Here is a 15,167-nt window from a genome sequence, read left to right as displayed (position 1 = left end):
CCGGCAGAACAGCGCTAGCCCTTTAGGACGCTGCTACGCATTCGATGGAAAGCCTGCTCGCGACAGCCGACAACAGGCGCCAAACCTCCCCGGTCTGGCGCCTGTTGCATTTACCCGCGCTGCGCTTCTGCCTCTTCATGGGCATGGCGCAGCCGTTCGCGGCTGTTGGTCAGGTGCAGGCGCATGGCCGCTCGGGCCGCATCCGAATCCTGGCGGGCAATGGCTTCATAGATTTCTTCGTGTTCACGGCTCAGGCGGCTCATGTAGTGCTGCTGATCGTCGTGAGCCAGGCGCGCCGAATTCAGGCGGGTGCGCGGAATGATGCTGGTCCCCAGGTGGGTCATGATGTCGGTGAAATAGCGGTTGCCCGTGGCCAGGGCAATCTGCAGGTGGAACTGGAAATCCGAGGCCACCGCATCGCTGTCGTGGGCCGCGCTTTCATTGAGGGCATCCAGCGCCGCGCGCATCGCCGCCAGTTGCTCGGTGCTGCGCCGCTGCGCGGCCAGCCCGGCCGACTCCACTTCCAGGCTGATGCGCAGTTCCAGGATCGCCAGCACATCGCGCAAGGTCACCACGGTCGCCGGATCGATCCTGAAGCCGCTCGGGCTCGGCGTGTCGAGCACAAAGGTGCCGATGCCGTGGCGGGTTTCCACCTGGCCGGCGGCCTGCAACCGGGAAATGGCTTCGCGCACCACGGTCCGGCTGACGCCATGGGCCTCCATGATCGCCGACTCGGTGGGCAACTTGTCACCGCGCTTGAGCTGACCGTCGCGAATCTGCTCCGACAGCACGGTCACCAGTTCCTGGGCGAGGCTACGGCGCTTGCGTGGAAGGCGGGGCGCCGTGTTCTGGTTGTCCATGGTGAAGATCTTTCTCCGAAAACTGATGACGCATCATAGCTCAGCCAAGTTGTACGATCACTGTTGACTACACCGTCACCGCCTGGTCGACCAGATGCCCGCGCTCGATGCGGATGTGCCGCGGGTGGAAACGCTTGAGGCTGCTGCGATGCCCGACGCTGACAATGCTCAGCCCCGGAAGCTGGTCGATCAGCGCCTGGTACAGGGTCGCCTCGTCTTCTTCGTCCATGGCCGAGGTGGCCTCATCCATGTACAGCCATTGCGGCGCATAGAGCAACGCACGGGCAAAGGCCAGGCGTTGCTGCTCGCCCGGGGACAACATGCGCTGCCAGTGATTGCTCTCGTCCAGGCGGGACACCAGGTGCGGCAGGCGGCAGGTTTCCAGCACCTGTGCATAACGCTCCTGCGGGTAGGTATCGCCCGACTGTGGATAACTCAAGGCTTCGCGCAGGCTGCCGATCGGCAGGTAAGGCTTCTGCGGCAGGAACAGATAACGCTCGGCGGGCATGCGGATGCTGCCGTGACCAGCCGGCCAGAGCCGCCCCATCGCCCGCAGCAGGGTACTCTTGCCGCTGCCGGAGCGACCGCTGAGCATCAGCCGCTCGCCGGGGCTCACGGTCATCTCGGCACCGGCCAGCAGGTGCCGGCCATCCGCCAGATCCAGGCCGAGGTTATGCACTTGCAGGGTTTCGCCCTGGTTCTGCACGTCGATGGCGGGCGCGCGCTCTTCGTTTTCGCTCATGGCCTGGCGGAAGCTCAGCAGACGGTCGCAAGTGGCGCGCCATGCCGCGAGCTCGGAATAGGCGGTGATGAACCAGCTGAAGTTCTCCTGGACGTTGCCGAATGCCGAGTTGATCTGCATCAGCTCACCCAGCTCGATCTTGCCTGTCAGGTAACGGGGGGCCGCGACGATGAAGGGGAAAATGATCGCGATCTGGCCGTAGCCCGAGGTGAAGAAGGTCAGGCGCTTGGACACTTTCATGATGTCCCAGAAGTTGTGCCAGACCATGCCGAAGCGAGCGCTCAAGCGTTTGTTCTCGTTCGGCTCGCCGTCATACAGGGCGATGCTCTCGGCATTCTCGCGCACGCGCACCATGGAGAAACGCAGGTCCGCCTCGAAACGTTGCTGGTTGTTGTTCAAGCCGATCAGGCGTCGACCGATCAGGTGGGTCAGCCAGCTGCCGACGGCGGCGTACACCAGGGCGCACCAGAACATGTAGCCGGGAATGGTGTAGCCGAAGACTTCGATACTGCCCGACACGCCCCACAGGATGATCGAGAACGACACCAGGCTGACCACGGTACGCAGCAGGCCCAGGGCGAGCCCCAGGGTATTGCTGGTGAAACTGTTGAGGTCTTCGGAAATCCGCTGGTCCGGGTTATCGGTGTAGCCGCCCTGCTCCAGCTGGTAGTAATTCTTGTGGCCCAACCAGCGGGCGAAGTGTTTTTCCGTGAGCCAGGCGCGCCAGCGGATGGTCAGCATCTGGGTCAGGTAGAGCCGGTAGACCGCGGCCAGGATGGCCACCGCGGCAATCCCGCAGAAATACAGGATCAGTTGCCAGAAGGCTGCTTCATCCTTCCTTTGCAGGGCGTTGTAGAAGTCCTTGTACCAGCTGTTGACCCACACCGAGATCGCCACGCTGAACAGGGTCAGGGCGACCACCGCGAACAGCAGCAGCCAGGCCTTGCCCTTCTCCTCGCTGCGCCAGTAAGGCGTAGTCATTTCCCAGACACGACGGAAAAACTGCCCGCGCACAGTATCGTTGACCGCGGAATACTCAGCGTTCTGATTCATCATCAAGGCTCGATTGTGATAAGGACAAGCATCGAGCCGATCATAGAGGATCGGCTCGCTTTTTCACTCGTCCCGAGGACATTCGTTCAGTCGCGGTTCAGCGACGAACCGGGCGCTTCTGCAACTTGCGCTGCAGCGTTCGGCGGTGCATGCCCAGGGCGCGGGCAGTGGCGGAGATATTGCCTTCGTGTTCGGTCAGCACCCGCTGGATATGCTCCCATTGCAGGCGGTCCACCGACATCGGGTTTTCCGGCACCAGGGTGTCGAGGTCGGCGTGCTCGGAGAGCAGCGCGGCCAGCACGTCATCGGCATCGGCCGGCTTGCACAGGTAGTTGCAGGCGCCGCGCTTGATCGCTTCGACCGCGGTGGCGATGCTCGAATAACCGGTGAGGATCACCACGCGCATTTCCGGGTCGAGCTCGAGCAGCTTGGGCAGCAGCACCAGGCCGGAGTCGCCGTCCATCTTCAGGTCCAGCGCGGCGAAGTCCGGCAGGTCCTGCTGGGCGAGGGCCAGGCCTTCCTCGGCGGAACCTGCGGTGCTGACGCGAAAGCCGCGACGGCTCATGGCCCGCGCCATCACCCGGGTGAAGGTGGCGTCGTCATCCACCAGCAACAGATGCGGCAGTTCTTCGCCTTCGACTTGGATTTCGTCACTCATGTTGGTCTCCTCGGGCGCCGTGGGGCAGACGCAGCTCGGTGAGCGTGCCGCCTTCCTCATGACTGTAGAGTTTCACTGAGCCGCCGGCGCGTGTCACGCTGGCTTTGCTCAAAAACAGGCCCAGGCCGAAACCTTTGCCCTTGGTGGTAAAAAACGGTTTGCCGATCTGCTCGGCGATGGCCAGCGGCACACCGGCGCCGTGGTCGCGAATGCTGATGGTCAGGGTCTCGGCGTCCCAATCCAGTTGCACTTCCAGCCCTTCCGGACAAGCGTCGGCGGCATTGTTCAGCAGGTTGAGCAGCGCCTGGGTCAGGTCCGGCGGCGGCGCTACCCGCGGCATCGGGCCCTGGCCCAGCAACTGGAAACGATAGGTGGCTTCGGGGCGCATCAGGTGCCAGCGGTTCAGCGCTTCATCGAGCCAGACGGTGACATCCTGCATTTCCACGGCCATCCGGCGGTTGGCCTCGGCGGCGCGCACCAGTTGCTGCAGGGTTTCCTTGCACAGCTTGACCTGATCCTGGAGCACGCCCAGGTCATCCTGCAGCAGCGGGTCGAGGTTGTCCTGGCGCATTTCCTTGAGCAGCACGCTCATGGTCGCCAGGGGCGTTCCCAATTCGTGGGCGGCGCCAGCGGCCTGGGTCGCGACAGCCAGCAACTGCTGGTCGCGCAGGCCCTCTTCGCGGCGGATCGCCCGCAGCTCTTCCTGGCGTCGCAGCTCCTCGGCCATCCTCGCGGCGAAGAAGGTGATCACCGCCGCAGCCAGGGCGAAGCTCAGCCACATCCCGTAGATCTGCAGGTTTTCCCGGGCGATGGGGAAAGTCTGCAGCGGGTAGAACTGCGCCAGCAGCAAGGTGTACATGGTCAGCGCGATGCCGGAAAGGACCACCGAGTAGCGCCATGGCAAGGTCACGGCGGCGATGGTCAGCGGCACCAGGTAATAGGAGACGAAGGGGTTGGTCGAACCGCCGGAGAAATACAGCAGGGCACTGTGGATAAACAGGTCACAGGCCAGTTGCACGGCATATTCCAGCTCGGTGACCGGCCACGAGGTGCGCAGGCGAATGGCGGTGAAGGCGCAGAGAATCAGCGACAGGCCCAGGGTGACAGCCAGTTGCAGCCAGGGCAGCGGCAGCAGGTCGAACCAGTAGGCGAGCCCCACCGAACCGGCCTGAGCGGCCAGAACCAGGATGCGGATGAAAGTCAGACGCCAGAGGTTCTGGCGAGTGGCGGAAAGCAGTTGTACGGGGGCGAGCATGAGCTCTCCTGATGAGCGCTCCAGGCGGATCGCGACGAGTATAACCAAGCAGCGGCCCAGACAGGCAAAACTGCGGCAAACCGCCACAGTCTTGGGCAACGGCCAATCGCAGGCAAGCCTTGCCTGCAAAAGCACCATTTGCCTGTAGGAGCGAGGCTTGCCCGCGATAGAGCGCAAGGCGCTCGCCATCCCCATCCCGGAGTCCGACTCGCGAACAGATTGCGACTGCTGCGCAGTCGAGCGCAGGCTTCGCCAGCGGCTACCAAAGCCCCCGCAGTTGGTATTGGGTAATAGATGTATAGAAGTTGTTAACGGGCCGAACCAGACAATAAAAGCTAGAGTCTGATGGTTTCACGCAGGCTGGGACCCAATACCTGCGGACCGCACTCAAGGAGTTTTCATGCATACATTCAGTCGCAGCGCCGCCCTTCTCGCCCTCAGCGCCGGCACCCTCGCCAGCCTGCCGGCCGTGGCCGCCAATGAGCTTCATTACAACCAGATCTCCCTGCGCGCCGAAGTCAGTCAGGAAGTGGCCCGCGACCTGATGATCGTCACCCTCTACAGCGAATCGCAGAACGCCGACCCGGCCAAGCTCGCCGCGGAAATCACCACCACCATGAACAAGGCCCTGGGCCAGGCACGCCAGGTCAAGGACATCACCTTGCGCCAGGGCAGCCGCAACAGCTACCCGATCTACGACACCAAGGGCCAGAAGATCACCGGCTGGCGTGAACGCGCCGAGCTGCGCCTGGAAAGCTCGGACTTCGCCGCGCTGTCCAAGCTCACCGGCGAACTGCTGACTGATCTGAAAATGGGTGGCATGGACTTCGCCATCGCCGACCCGACCCGCAAGGCCAGCGAAGACAAGCTGCTCAAGGAAGCGGTCGACGCCTTCAAGGCACGCGCGCAACTGACCACCGAAGCGCTGGGCGGCAAGGGCTACAAGATCGTCAACCTGAACCTCAACAGCAACGGTTATCCACAGCCGTACCTGCGTGGCCAGATGATGATGAAAGCCGCGGGCATGGATGCGGCGCCGGTCACTCCGGAAGTCGAAGCCGGTACCAGCCAGGTCAGCATGACCGCCGATGGCTCGATCGAAGTGCTGATGCCGTAACGTTTTCCCTGCCTTCCGAAACGGCGGTAACCTCCAGCAAAATCAGGTTACCGCCTTTTTTCTACCCTCTATTTCAACCCGAGCCTGAGGGCCTCGCCTTGGGGGGCTGAACTCGGCCAGGTCGGTGATGCTAAAGTTACCGACCTCGGTCGCCCATCAGACGTCATTGATGTCCACCGGGTATACTGCGCCTTTCCTATAAGAGTCTCTCCAAATGACCGCAGATCGCATCGGCGAACGCCTGCGTCGCTATCGCCGCGCCGCCAAGAAAACCCTGCGCCAGATCGCCAGCGAATCCGGTCTGACCGCCAGTTTTCTCTCCCAGGCGGAACGCAATCTCACCGGAGTCTCGATCTCCTCCCTGGTCAACATTGCCAAGTCTCTGAACGTTCCGCTGAACGCCCTCTTCGACCAGCCGACCCAGGCCCAACCCGACTCCCACGACGGCAAGCGGGTGCGCTACACCATCGAAGGCCAGCCCCTGTCCTACGAGCGGCTGTCCAGTTCCTTTCCCGGCAACCTGATCAACGCGGTGAAGATGAACATACCGGTGGGCTACCAGTCGGAACTGATTTCCCATGATGGCGCCGAGTTCTCCTACGTTCTTGCGGGGCAGATTGTCTACACCATCGAGGGGCAGCAGTATCCCCTCGGCGTCGGCGACTCGGTGCACTTCGACTCGACCAAACCGCACTACCTGGCTAACGCCGGCAACGACCCGGCAGAAGTATTGACCGTCACGACCATGGGCCTGTTCGACGACCATTCAGCGGCCTGAAACCCGGCCCATGGTCGCCTGCGCAACCTCACAGACACCCTGTGCGCAAGAGAAATGTTAGTCACGCTTAATTTTCGTTGACCACGATTTCAGCATGACTTAATTTCGGCATCGGCGAATCGTCAATCAACCACATAACAAGCGATCGCCGTCGCCACACAGGGTCCATGGGGGTGCATCCATTCCCCATAGAAGGCGAGTTGTCCCGGCCCACAAGGCCAATCCTCAGATGCGCCCCAGAAAAAGAAAAAATTGAGGTTTGCATGCGTAAGACCTTTCCGCTCCAGGTTTGGCAGACAGCGGGGCTGATCCTCGGCGTCCCACCGTCACACGCCACCCGCAACCTCCACAGTGACAACTTCACTGCGAGCCACAACGTCAACACCGCCGACGATGTGCTGTTCACCCGCCATCGCCTGCAAGATCCCGGGCATCCGTTCTCCACGGCCTCCCTCAGCAAGCCGCTCTACTTCATCCGGTCAACCCAATGCGCCAAACATTTGCGCCAGACAGGCCAGGCCAGGCGGCTCAACCAGAAGCCAGTCGACACCCGCTCCAGCGACGCACCAATCGGAGGCACGGTTCGCCCTGGATGCCCCGCAAGAAGGCAACCCATGCACCAGAAAAAGCCAGCGCATACGGTCAAATTCATCAATATTTATACAAATGCGTCATTCCTGTACGTTCGTTCCACTCCTTGATACTTGTGACAGCCCCGCATCTTGCATTGGGTATGGGGCCTGCATAAGTATCGGCGGGTCGACTCATAAGGTCGCCCTCTACACCAAAAATGACAACAAATCATGAGGCCACCATGTTCAAACAAGCAGTCATTCCGCTTTTAGTCAGCGCCGGCTTGCTCGCCAGCGCACCCTTCGCCCAGGCAGCGACTAACCTGGTGTTCTGCTCCGAAGGGAGCCCGGCCGGTTTCGACCCAGGCCAGTACACCACCGGAACCGACTTCGACGCCTCAGCAGAAACCATCTTCAACCGTCTCAGCCAGTTCGAGCGTGGCGGCACCGCCGTCGTTCCTGGCCTGGCGACCAGTTGGGACATTTCCGACGATGGCCTGACCTACACCTTCCATCTGCGCGATGGGGTGAAATTCCACACCACGCCGTACTTCAAGCCGACCCGTGATTTCAACGCCGACGACGTGCTCTTCACGTTCAACCGCATGCTCGACAAGGACATGCCGTTCCGCAAGGCGTACCCGACCGAATTCCCTTACTTCACCGACATGGGGATGGACACCAACATCACCAAGGTCGAGAAAGTCGACGACAAGACCGTCAAGTTCACCCTGAAAACCGTAGACGCCGCGTTCATCCAGAACCTGGCGATGAGCTTCGCCTCCATCCAGTCCGCCGAGTACGCCGACCAGCTGCTCAAGGAAGGCAAGCCGGGCGACATCAACCAGAAGCCGATCGGCACTGGCCCGTTCGTGTTCAAGAGCTACCAGAAAGACTCCAACATCCGTTACACCGGCAACAAGGAGTACTGGAAGCCTGAGGACGTGAAGATCGACAACCTGATCTTCGCCATCACCACCGACCCGTCGGTACGCATCCAGAAGCTGAAAAAGAACGAATGCCAGGTCACCCTGTTCCCACGTCCGGCCGACCTCAAGGCCCTGGGCGAGGACAAGACCCTCAAGCTGCCGCAGCAGGCCGGCTTCAACCTCGGCTACATCGCCTACAACGTGATGCCTGTGCTCAAGGGCCGCACTGACGCCAACCCACTGGCCGACCTCAAGGTCCGTCAGGCGCTGGACATGGCGGTGAACAAGCAGCAGATCATCGACTCGGTCTACCAGGGCGCGGGCCAGCTGGCGGTCAACGCCATGCCACCGACCCAGTGGTCCTATGACGACACCATCAAGGATGCCAAGTACGACCCTGAGAAAGCCAAGGCGCTGCTCAAGGAAGCCGGCATCAAGGAAGGCACCCAGATCACCCTGTGGGCCATGCCGGTGCAGCGTCCGTACAACCCGAACGCCAAGCTGATGGCTGAAATGCTGCAGTCCGACTGGGCGAAGATCGGCCTGAAGGTCAACATCGTCAGCTACGAATGGGGCGAGTACATCAAGCGTTCCAAGGGCGGCGAGAACCAGGCGATGATCATCGGCTGGAGCGGCGACAATGGTGACCCGGACAACTGGCTCGGCACCCTGTTCGGCTGCGACGCCATGAACGGCAACAACTTCTCCAAATGGTGCGACAAGCCGTACGACGCACTGATCAAGCAAGCCAAGGCCACCCCGGACGTGGCCAAACGCACCGAGCTGTACAAGCAGGCGCAACACCTCCTCAAAGACCAAGTCCCGATGACACCTATCGCCCACTCGACGGTGTTCCAACCCATGCGCGCCAACGTGCAGGACTTCAAGATCAGCCCCTTTGGTCTGAACTCGTTCTACGGCGTCAGCATCAGCAAATAAGGGTCTGCAACGGCGACGTCACCTGATGTCGCCGTTGCCTTACCTGCCAGGACTGCCGGAACTCGAACGCTCTTCCTCTTGCTGCGCCCCATCGTGGTGAGTACGGGCATTTCGGAAGTTCCCTACATGTCTTTCAGGCTCTTTGGCATTTACTACCCATGCGGCGACCCCTACCGTCAAAGCATGGAGTGGTGCATCCATTGCCCGGCATTTGCTGCAAGCGAGACTTGGGATCAATGACATGACCGCCTCCGGATGGGGCGACTGCTCATCGATCAAAACAATAAAAAGGGAGAGGGAGCGTCATGCGTCATTCTCTGGTTTTATCCGCCCTGTTGGGCACCGGTCTGTTGACCGCAACCTCCGCCAGCCTGGCGGCCAGCAACAGCCTGGTGTTCTGCTCCGAAGGCAGCCCGGCCGGTTTCGACACCGCGCAATACACCACCGCCACCGACAACGACGCGGCGGAGCCGCTGTACAACCGCCTGGCGGAGTTCGAAAAAGGCGCGACCAATGTGGTGCCTGGCCTGGCCACCCGCTGGGATATTTCCGCGGACGGCCTGCAGTACACCTTCCACCTGCGCGAAGGGGTGAAGTTCCACACCACGCCGTACTTCAAGCCGACGCGTGATTTCAACGCCGACGACGTGGTCTTCACCTTCACCCGTATGCTCGACGCCGAGCACCCTTTCCGTAAGGCCTACCCGACCGAGTTTCCCTACTTCAACGGGATGAGCCTGAACAAGAACATCGCCAAGGTCGAGAAGACCGGGCCGCTGACCGTGGTGATGACCCTGAACTCGGTGGACGCCGCGTTCATCCAGAACATCGCCATGAGCTTCGCCGCGATCCTCTCGGCCGAATACGCCAACCAGTTGCTCACGTCCGGCAAGCCCAGCGAGATCAACCAGAAGCCGGTCGGCACCGGGCCGTTCGTGTTCAAGAGCTACCAGAAAGACTCGAACATCCGCTACACCGCCAACAAGCAGTACTGGGACCCGAGCCGGGTCAAGCTCGACCAACTGATTTTCGCCATCAACACCGACGCCTCGGTGCGCGTGCAGAAGCTCAAGGCCGGCGAATGCCAGGTCACCCTGCACCCGCGGCCAGCCGATGTCGAAGCGCTGAAAAAAGACCCGAAACTGCAACTGATCGAAAAGCCCGGCTTCAACCTCGGCTACATCGCCTACAACGTCCGCCACAAGCCCTTCGACCAGCTCGAAGTGCGCCAGGCGCTGGACATGGCGGTGAACAAGCAAGGCATCCTCAACGCCGTGTACCAGGGCGCCGGCCAGCTGGCAGTCAACGCCATGCCGCCGACCCAGTGGTCCTACGACACCAGCATCAAGGACGCCGCCTACAACCCGCAAAAGGCCCGTGAGCTGCTCAAGGCCGCCGGGGTCAAGGAAGGCACGGAAATCACCCTCTGGGCCATGCCCGTGCAACGTCCCTACAACCCCAACGCCAAGCTGATGGCCGAAATGCTCCAGTCCGACTGGGGCAAGATCGGCCTGAAAGTGAAGATCGTCAGCTACGAATGGGGCGAGTACATCAAGCGCACCAAGAATGGCGAGCACGACATCAGCCTGATCGGCTGGACCGGCGACAACGGTGACCCGGACAACTGGCTCGGCACCCTGTACAGCTGCGACGCCATTGGCGGCAACAACTACTCCATGTGGTGCGACCCGCAGTACGACAAGCTGATCAAGCAGGCCAAGATCGTCACCGATCGCGAACAGCGCACGGTGCTCTACCAACAGGCCCAGCAGTTGCTCAAGCAGCAGGTGCCGATCACCCCTGTCGCCCACTCGACGGTCAACCAGCCGTTGAGCGCCAAAGTCGAAGGATTCAAGGTCAGCCCTTTCGGCCGCAACGTGTTCTCGGGCGTCAGCATCGACCAATAAATGATTAGCCAGGCCGCTGGGGGCGATATTCGCCCCCACGCAAATTTGTTGCCTGAATTCGGCGCTCACGCCTCATGCAAACGTTTGCGATGCCTTGAATGAGTTGTAAAGCAAAAGCCGGTCAACCAAAAAGACCGGCATAAAAATAAAGAAAGCAAAGGAGCTTCACCCATGAAACCGAGCAACACCGCGTTACTGGCCCTGGCCATCAGCAGCATCACGGCCATGGCCCATGCGGAAAGCGTGAGCCAGGAATTCGTTCCGACGACCCTGGCCGGTACCAACGCCCAAAGCGAAGCCAAGGGTTTCATTGACGGACAGAGCCTTGGGGGCACCACCCGCAACTGGTACGCCAATGAACTGAAGCGTCGTGACGACACCTTCAGCTACAAGAAAAACAGCGTCAAAAACGATCCCACTGCACCCAAGACCCCGACCGCCCGGCGTATCAACTGGGTCCAGGGCACCATCCTCAACTACACCTCGGGTTTCACCCAGGGCACCGTTGGCGTCAGCACCGAAGTGGCTGCCTACAACGCCATCGCGCTGGACCGTGATCGCAAGGACATTGCCGGTGGCTCCAACCGTACCCTGGCGGACTCCAACGGCGACGCGGTAGATCAGTGGAGCAAACTGGGCCTGGCCAACGTCAAGTTCCGGGTATCGAATACCACGCTGACCGCCGGTCGCCAGAACTTCAGCACCCCGATCATCGACGTCATCGGCAACCGTGCGCTGCCTTCCAGCTTTGAAGGTATCAGCCTGCACAGCGAAGAGCTGAACAACCTGTCGTTCGACCTGGCCGGCTTCGACCGCGTTTCGCCACGCAGCGAACAGAGCCTGTCGAAATTCCGTACCGAGTACTCCGCCACCGGCGTGGAAACCGACAAGGTCTACACCGCAGGTGTGAACTACCAGCCGTTCAAGAGCCTGAAGACCAGCCTGTATGGCGCCAAGGTCGAAGACTTCTGGAACCAGTACTACTTCGGCGCCACCCACGAACTGGGCGACAGCCAGGTACTGAGCCTGACCACCGGCCTGAACTACTACAAGACCGTCGACGAAGGCAAAAAGTTGATGGGCGAGATCGACAACGACACCTACTCGCTGTCGCTCGGCCTGGCTCACCAGGCGCACAGCCTGACCTTCTCCTACCAGGAAGTGAACGGTAACGAGTACTTCGACTACCTGCACGAAACCAACGGTATCTACCTGGCCAACTCCCTGCTTTCGGACTTCAACAGCCCGAACGAGAAATCCTTCCAGATCGCCTACGGCCTCAACATGGCCGAATACGGCGTACCAGGCCTGAAGTTCAACATCTACCAGGCACGTGGCTGGGGCATCGACGGTACCCACTACCGTGGCACCGCCTACACCGACCCAGGCGCCAAGCGCGGCGACCTGAGCCTGATGGATGGCGAAACCCACTACGAATACGGCATTGGCGCGTCTTATGCAGTCCAGAGTGGTCCGCTCAAGGCCACCGCCATTCGTGCGACCTACACTACGCACCGGGCCAGCGAACACCAGGCCGACGGCAACATCAACGAGTTCCGCCTGGTCACCACCATCCCGTTCAACATTCTCTAAAAACACACCGGCTGGTTGGCGAATTCATGATGAATTCGCCATTCCAGCTACTCTGGTTCAACCGATTGCAGAGGGTTCTAGATGAAAATGCTATCCCTGAGAGCGGCCATCGCTGCCGCACTGCTGAGCGTCGCCGCAGGCGTCTCGGCCAAGCCCTTGGTGGTCTGTACCGAAGCCAGCCCGGAAGGCTTCGATATGGTCCAGTACACGACTGCAGTCACTGCCGACGCGGTGGCGGAAACCATCTTCAACCGCCTGGTGGACTTCAAGCCCGGCACCACGGACATCGAGCCGGCCCTGGCCGAGTCCTGGGAGATCAGCCCGGACGGCCTGACCTACACCTTCCACCTGCGCAAAGGCGTCAAGTTCCACAGCACCGATTACTTCACGCCGACCCGCGAGATGAACGCCGACGACGTGCTCTGGAGTTTCCAGCGCCAGCTGGACCCGAAACACCCGTGGCATGACAAGTCCAGCGTGGGCTTCCCCTATTTCGAGAGCATGGGCTTCAAGGAGCTGCTCAAAAGCGTCGAGAAAACCGACGACCACACCGTGGTCTTCACCCTGACCCGTCGCGAAGCACCGTTCCTGGCCGACGTGGCCATGGCCTTCGCCTCGATCTTCCCGGCCGAATACGCCGACCAGCTGCTCAAGGCCGGCAAGCCCGGCGACCTCAACAGCAAGCCGATCGGCACCGGCCCGTTCATCTTCCAGCGCTACGCCAAGGACGCCCAGGTACGGTTCAAGGCCAACCCGGACTACTTCCGTGGCAAGCCACCAGCCGACGCGCTGATCCTGGCGATCACCACCGATAACAACGTGCGCCTGCAGAAACTCAAGGCCAACGAGTGCCAGGTCGCCCTGTATCCGAAACCCGACGACATCCCGAGCATCAAGGCCGACACCAACCTGAAGGTCGACGACCTGGCCGCCATGACCGTGGGCTACGTCGCCCTGAACACCACCAAGAAATACATGAGCGACCCGCGTGTCCGTCAGGCCATCAACATCGCCTTCGACAAGGAAGCCTACGTCAACAGCCTGTACGGCAAGGGCAACGCGGTGGTCGGCACCGGCCCCTACCCGCCGACCCTGCTGGGCTTCAACGCCAGCCTGGGCAACCCGGCCCGCGACCTGGACAAGGCCCGCGCCCTGATCAAGGAAGCCGGCGTGCCGGAAGGCACGGTCTTCACCCTGTTCACCCGCAACGGCGGTGGCCCGACCAACCCCAACCCGCTGCTCGGCGCGCAGATGATGCAGTCCGACCTGGCGAAGATCGGCCTCAAGATCGATATCCGCGTCATGGAATGGGGCGAGATGCTCAAGCGCGCCAAGAACGGCGAGCACGACATGGTTTCCGCCGGCTGGGCGGGGGATAACGGGGACCCGGACAACTTCCTGACCCCCAACCTCAGTTGCGAGGCCGCCAAAAACGGCGAAAACTACGCTCGCTGGTGCAATAAAGCGTTCCAGAGCCTGATCGATCAGGCCCGCGCCGAGTCCGAGCCGGCCAAACGGACCGCACTCTATGAACAGGCCCAGGACATTTTCGACAAGGAACAACCCTGGATCCCCATGGCCTATCCGAAAATGTTCACCGCAATGCGCAAGAACGTCGAGGGCTACCACCAGAGCCCCCTGACCACCAACAACTTCGCTACCACCCAGGTGAAGTAGATAAGAAACGCCCGGCATCCCTGACCCCAGGGATGCCGGACACGCCTAACCGGCTGATGAGGTACACCAGAAGATGTTTAGTTTTATTGCCCGCCGTGTGGGGTTGTTGATTCCCACATTCTTCGGCATCACCTTGCTGACGTTCGCATTGATTCGCATGATTCCCGGCGATCCCGTGGAAGTCATGATGGGCGAGCGCCGGGTAGACCCTGAGATGCATGCCCAGGCAATGGAACGCCTTGGTCTGAACAAACCGCTGTATGCCCAGTACCTGGACTACATCGGCAAACTCGCCCAGGGCGACCTGGGTGAATCCCTGCGGACTCGCGAGAGTGTGTGGACCGAATTCACTTCCCTGTTCCCGGCGACCCTGGAACTGGCCTCGGCCGCGATGCTGTTCGCCGCCGTGATCGGCCTGCTGGCCGGGGTGATCGCCGCGCTGAAACGAGGATCGCTGTTCGACCACGGGGTGATGGGCATCTCCCTCGCGGGCTACTCGATGCCGATCTTCTGGTGGGGCCTGATCCTGATCATGTTCTTCTCCGTGAGCCTGGGCTGGACCCCGGTTTCCGGACGGCTCGACCTGCTCTACGACATCGAGCCGAAAACCGGCTTCATGCTCATCGACACCCTGCTGGCCGATGACACCAGCGCCTTCTTCGACGCCCTGCACCACCTGATCCTGCCGGCCATCGTGCTCGGCACCATTCCGCTGGCGGTGATCGCGCGGATGACCCGCTCCTCGATGCTCGAAGTGCTGCGCGAAGACTACATCCGCACCGCCAAGGCCAAGGGCCTGTCGCCCGCCCGCGTGGTGTTCGTCCACGGCCTGCGCAACGCGCTGATCCCGGTGCTGACCGTGGTCGGCCTGCAAGTCGGCACCCTGCTGGCCGGCGCGGTCCTGACCGAAACCATCTTCTCCTGGCCCGGCATCGGCAAATGGCTGATCGAAGCCATCGGCGCCCGGGACTACCCCGTGGTGCAGAACGGCATCCTGTTGATCGCCTGCCTGGTGATCCTGGTCAACTTCGTGGTGGACATCCTCTACGGCTTTGCCAACCCACGCATTCGCCACCAGCGCTGAGGA

The 15,167-nt window shown here is 61.4% G+C and carries 12 protein-coding genes; 8 read left to right on the top strand and 4 right to left on the bottom strand.

Features of this window, described 5'->3' with window-relative positions; genetic code table 11:
* Window positions 1-110: 110 nt before the first annotated feature.
* The 4 genes from PVZ80_RS02880 to PVZ80_RS02865 form a co-directional block, all read right to left on the bottom strand.
* The gene (locus tag PVZ80_RS02880) at window positions 111-860 is read right to left on the bottom strand and encodes a FadR/GntR family transcriptional regulator (protein ID WP_009042168.1); all 750 of its coding nucleotides are present in this window, start codon (window positions 858-860) and stop codon (window positions 111-113) included.
* A 67-nt stretch (window positions 861-927) separates the two neighbouring features.
* Window positions 928-2,655, bottom strand: a complete 1,728-nt coding sequence (locus tag PVZ80_RS02875; RefSeq protein ID WP_009046976.1) for an ABC transporter ATP-binding protein/permease — start codon at window positions 2,653-2,655, stop codon at window positions 928-930.
* Between the two features lie 97 nt (window positions 2,656-2,752).
* Window positions 2,753-3,313 carry a response regulator transcription factor gene (locus PVZ80_RS02870; protein ID WP_009046975.1) on the bottom strand — a complete coding sequence of 187 codons (561 nt, stop codon included), beginning with the start codon at window positions 3,311-3,313 and terminating at the stop codon, window positions 2,753-2,755.
* Window positions 3,306-4,568, bottom strand: a complete 1,263-nt coding sequence (locus PVZ80_RS02865) for an ATP-binding protein (protein WP_009046974.1) — start codon at window positions 4,566-4,568, stop codon at window positions 3,306-3,308. Before PVZ80_RS02865 ends, PVZ80_RS02870 begins: the two co-directional genes overlap by 8 nt.
* Window positions 4,569-4,968: 400 nt before the next feature.
* Here PVZ80_RS02865 and PVZ80_RS02860 point away from each other — a divergent pair, with 400 nt between their 5' ends.
* The 8 genes from PVZ80_RS02860 to PVZ80_RS02825 all read left to right on the top strand — a co-directional run bounded on the left by PVZ80_RS02860 (window position 4,969) and on the right by PVZ80_RS02825 (window position 15,164).
* Window positions 4,969-5,685 (top strand): SIMPL domain-containing protein, encoded by a 717-nt coding sequence (locus PVZ80_RS02860; protein WP_273863402.1) that lies wholly within the window; start codon window positions 4,969-4,971, stop codon window positions 5,683-5,685.
* Window positions 5,686-5,899: 214 nt separating this feature from the next.
* Window positions 5,900-6,463, top strand: coding sequence for a helix-turn-helix domain-containing protein (locus PVZ80_RS02855; protein WP_009046972.1), 564 nt, complete (start codon window positions 5,900-5,902; stop codon window positions 6,461-6,463).
* 263 nt (window positions 6,464-6,726) lie between these two features.
* Window positions 6,727-7,164 (top strand): hypothetical protein, encoded by a 438-nt coding sequence (locus tag PVZ80_RS02850; RefSeq protein ID WP_273863401.1) that lies wholly within the window; start codon window positions 6,727-6,729, stop codon window positions 7,162-7,164.
* A 113-nt stretch (window positions 7,165-7,277) separates the two neighbouring features.
* Window positions 7,278-8,903, top strand: coding sequence for an ABC transporter substrate-binding protein (locus PVZ80_RS02845; RefSeq protein ID WP_009046971.1), 1,626 nt, complete (start codon window positions 7,278-7,280; stop codon window positions 8,901-8,903).
* Window positions 8,904-9,208: 305 nt separating this feature from the next.
* Window positions 9,209-10,810: an ABC transporter substrate-binding protein gene (locus PVZ80_RS02840; RefSeq protein WP_009046970.1), complete on the top strand. Its 1,602-nt coding sequence runs from the start codon at window positions 9,209-9,211 to the stop codon at window positions 10,808-10,810.
* 171 nt (window positions 10,811-10,981) lie between these two features.
* Window positions 10,982-12,403, top strand: a complete 1,422-nt coding sequence (locus PVZ80_RS02835) for an OprD family porin (protein ID WP_009046969.1) — start codon at window positions 10,982-10,984, stop codon at window positions 12,401-12,403.
* A gap of 81 nt (window positions 12,404-12,484) precedes the next feature.
* Window positions 12,485-14,080, top strand: a complete 1,596-nt coding sequence (locus PVZ80_RS02830; RefSeq protein ID WP_009046968.1) for an ABC transporter substrate-binding protein — start codon at window positions 12,485-12,487, stop codon at window positions 14,078-14,080.
* A 73-nt stretch (window positions 14,081-14,153) separates the two neighbouring features.
* Complete coding sequence (locus tag PVZ80_RS02825; protein WP_009046967.1) at window positions 14,154-15,164, top strand: ABC transporter permease subunit; 1,011 nt, start codon at window positions 14,154-14,156, stop codon at window positions 15,162-15,164.
* Window positions 15,165-15,167 lie beyond the last annotated feature (3 nt).

The organism is Pseudomonas sp. B3G-3, from assembly GCF_028640915.1.
GTDB classification, from domain to species: Bacteria; Pseudomonadota; Gammaproteobacteria; order Pseudomonadales; family Pseudomonadaceae; genus Aquipseudomonas; species Aquipseudomonas chlororaphis_I.
This window is presented reverse-complemented; position numbering and strand designations above follow the sequence as displayed.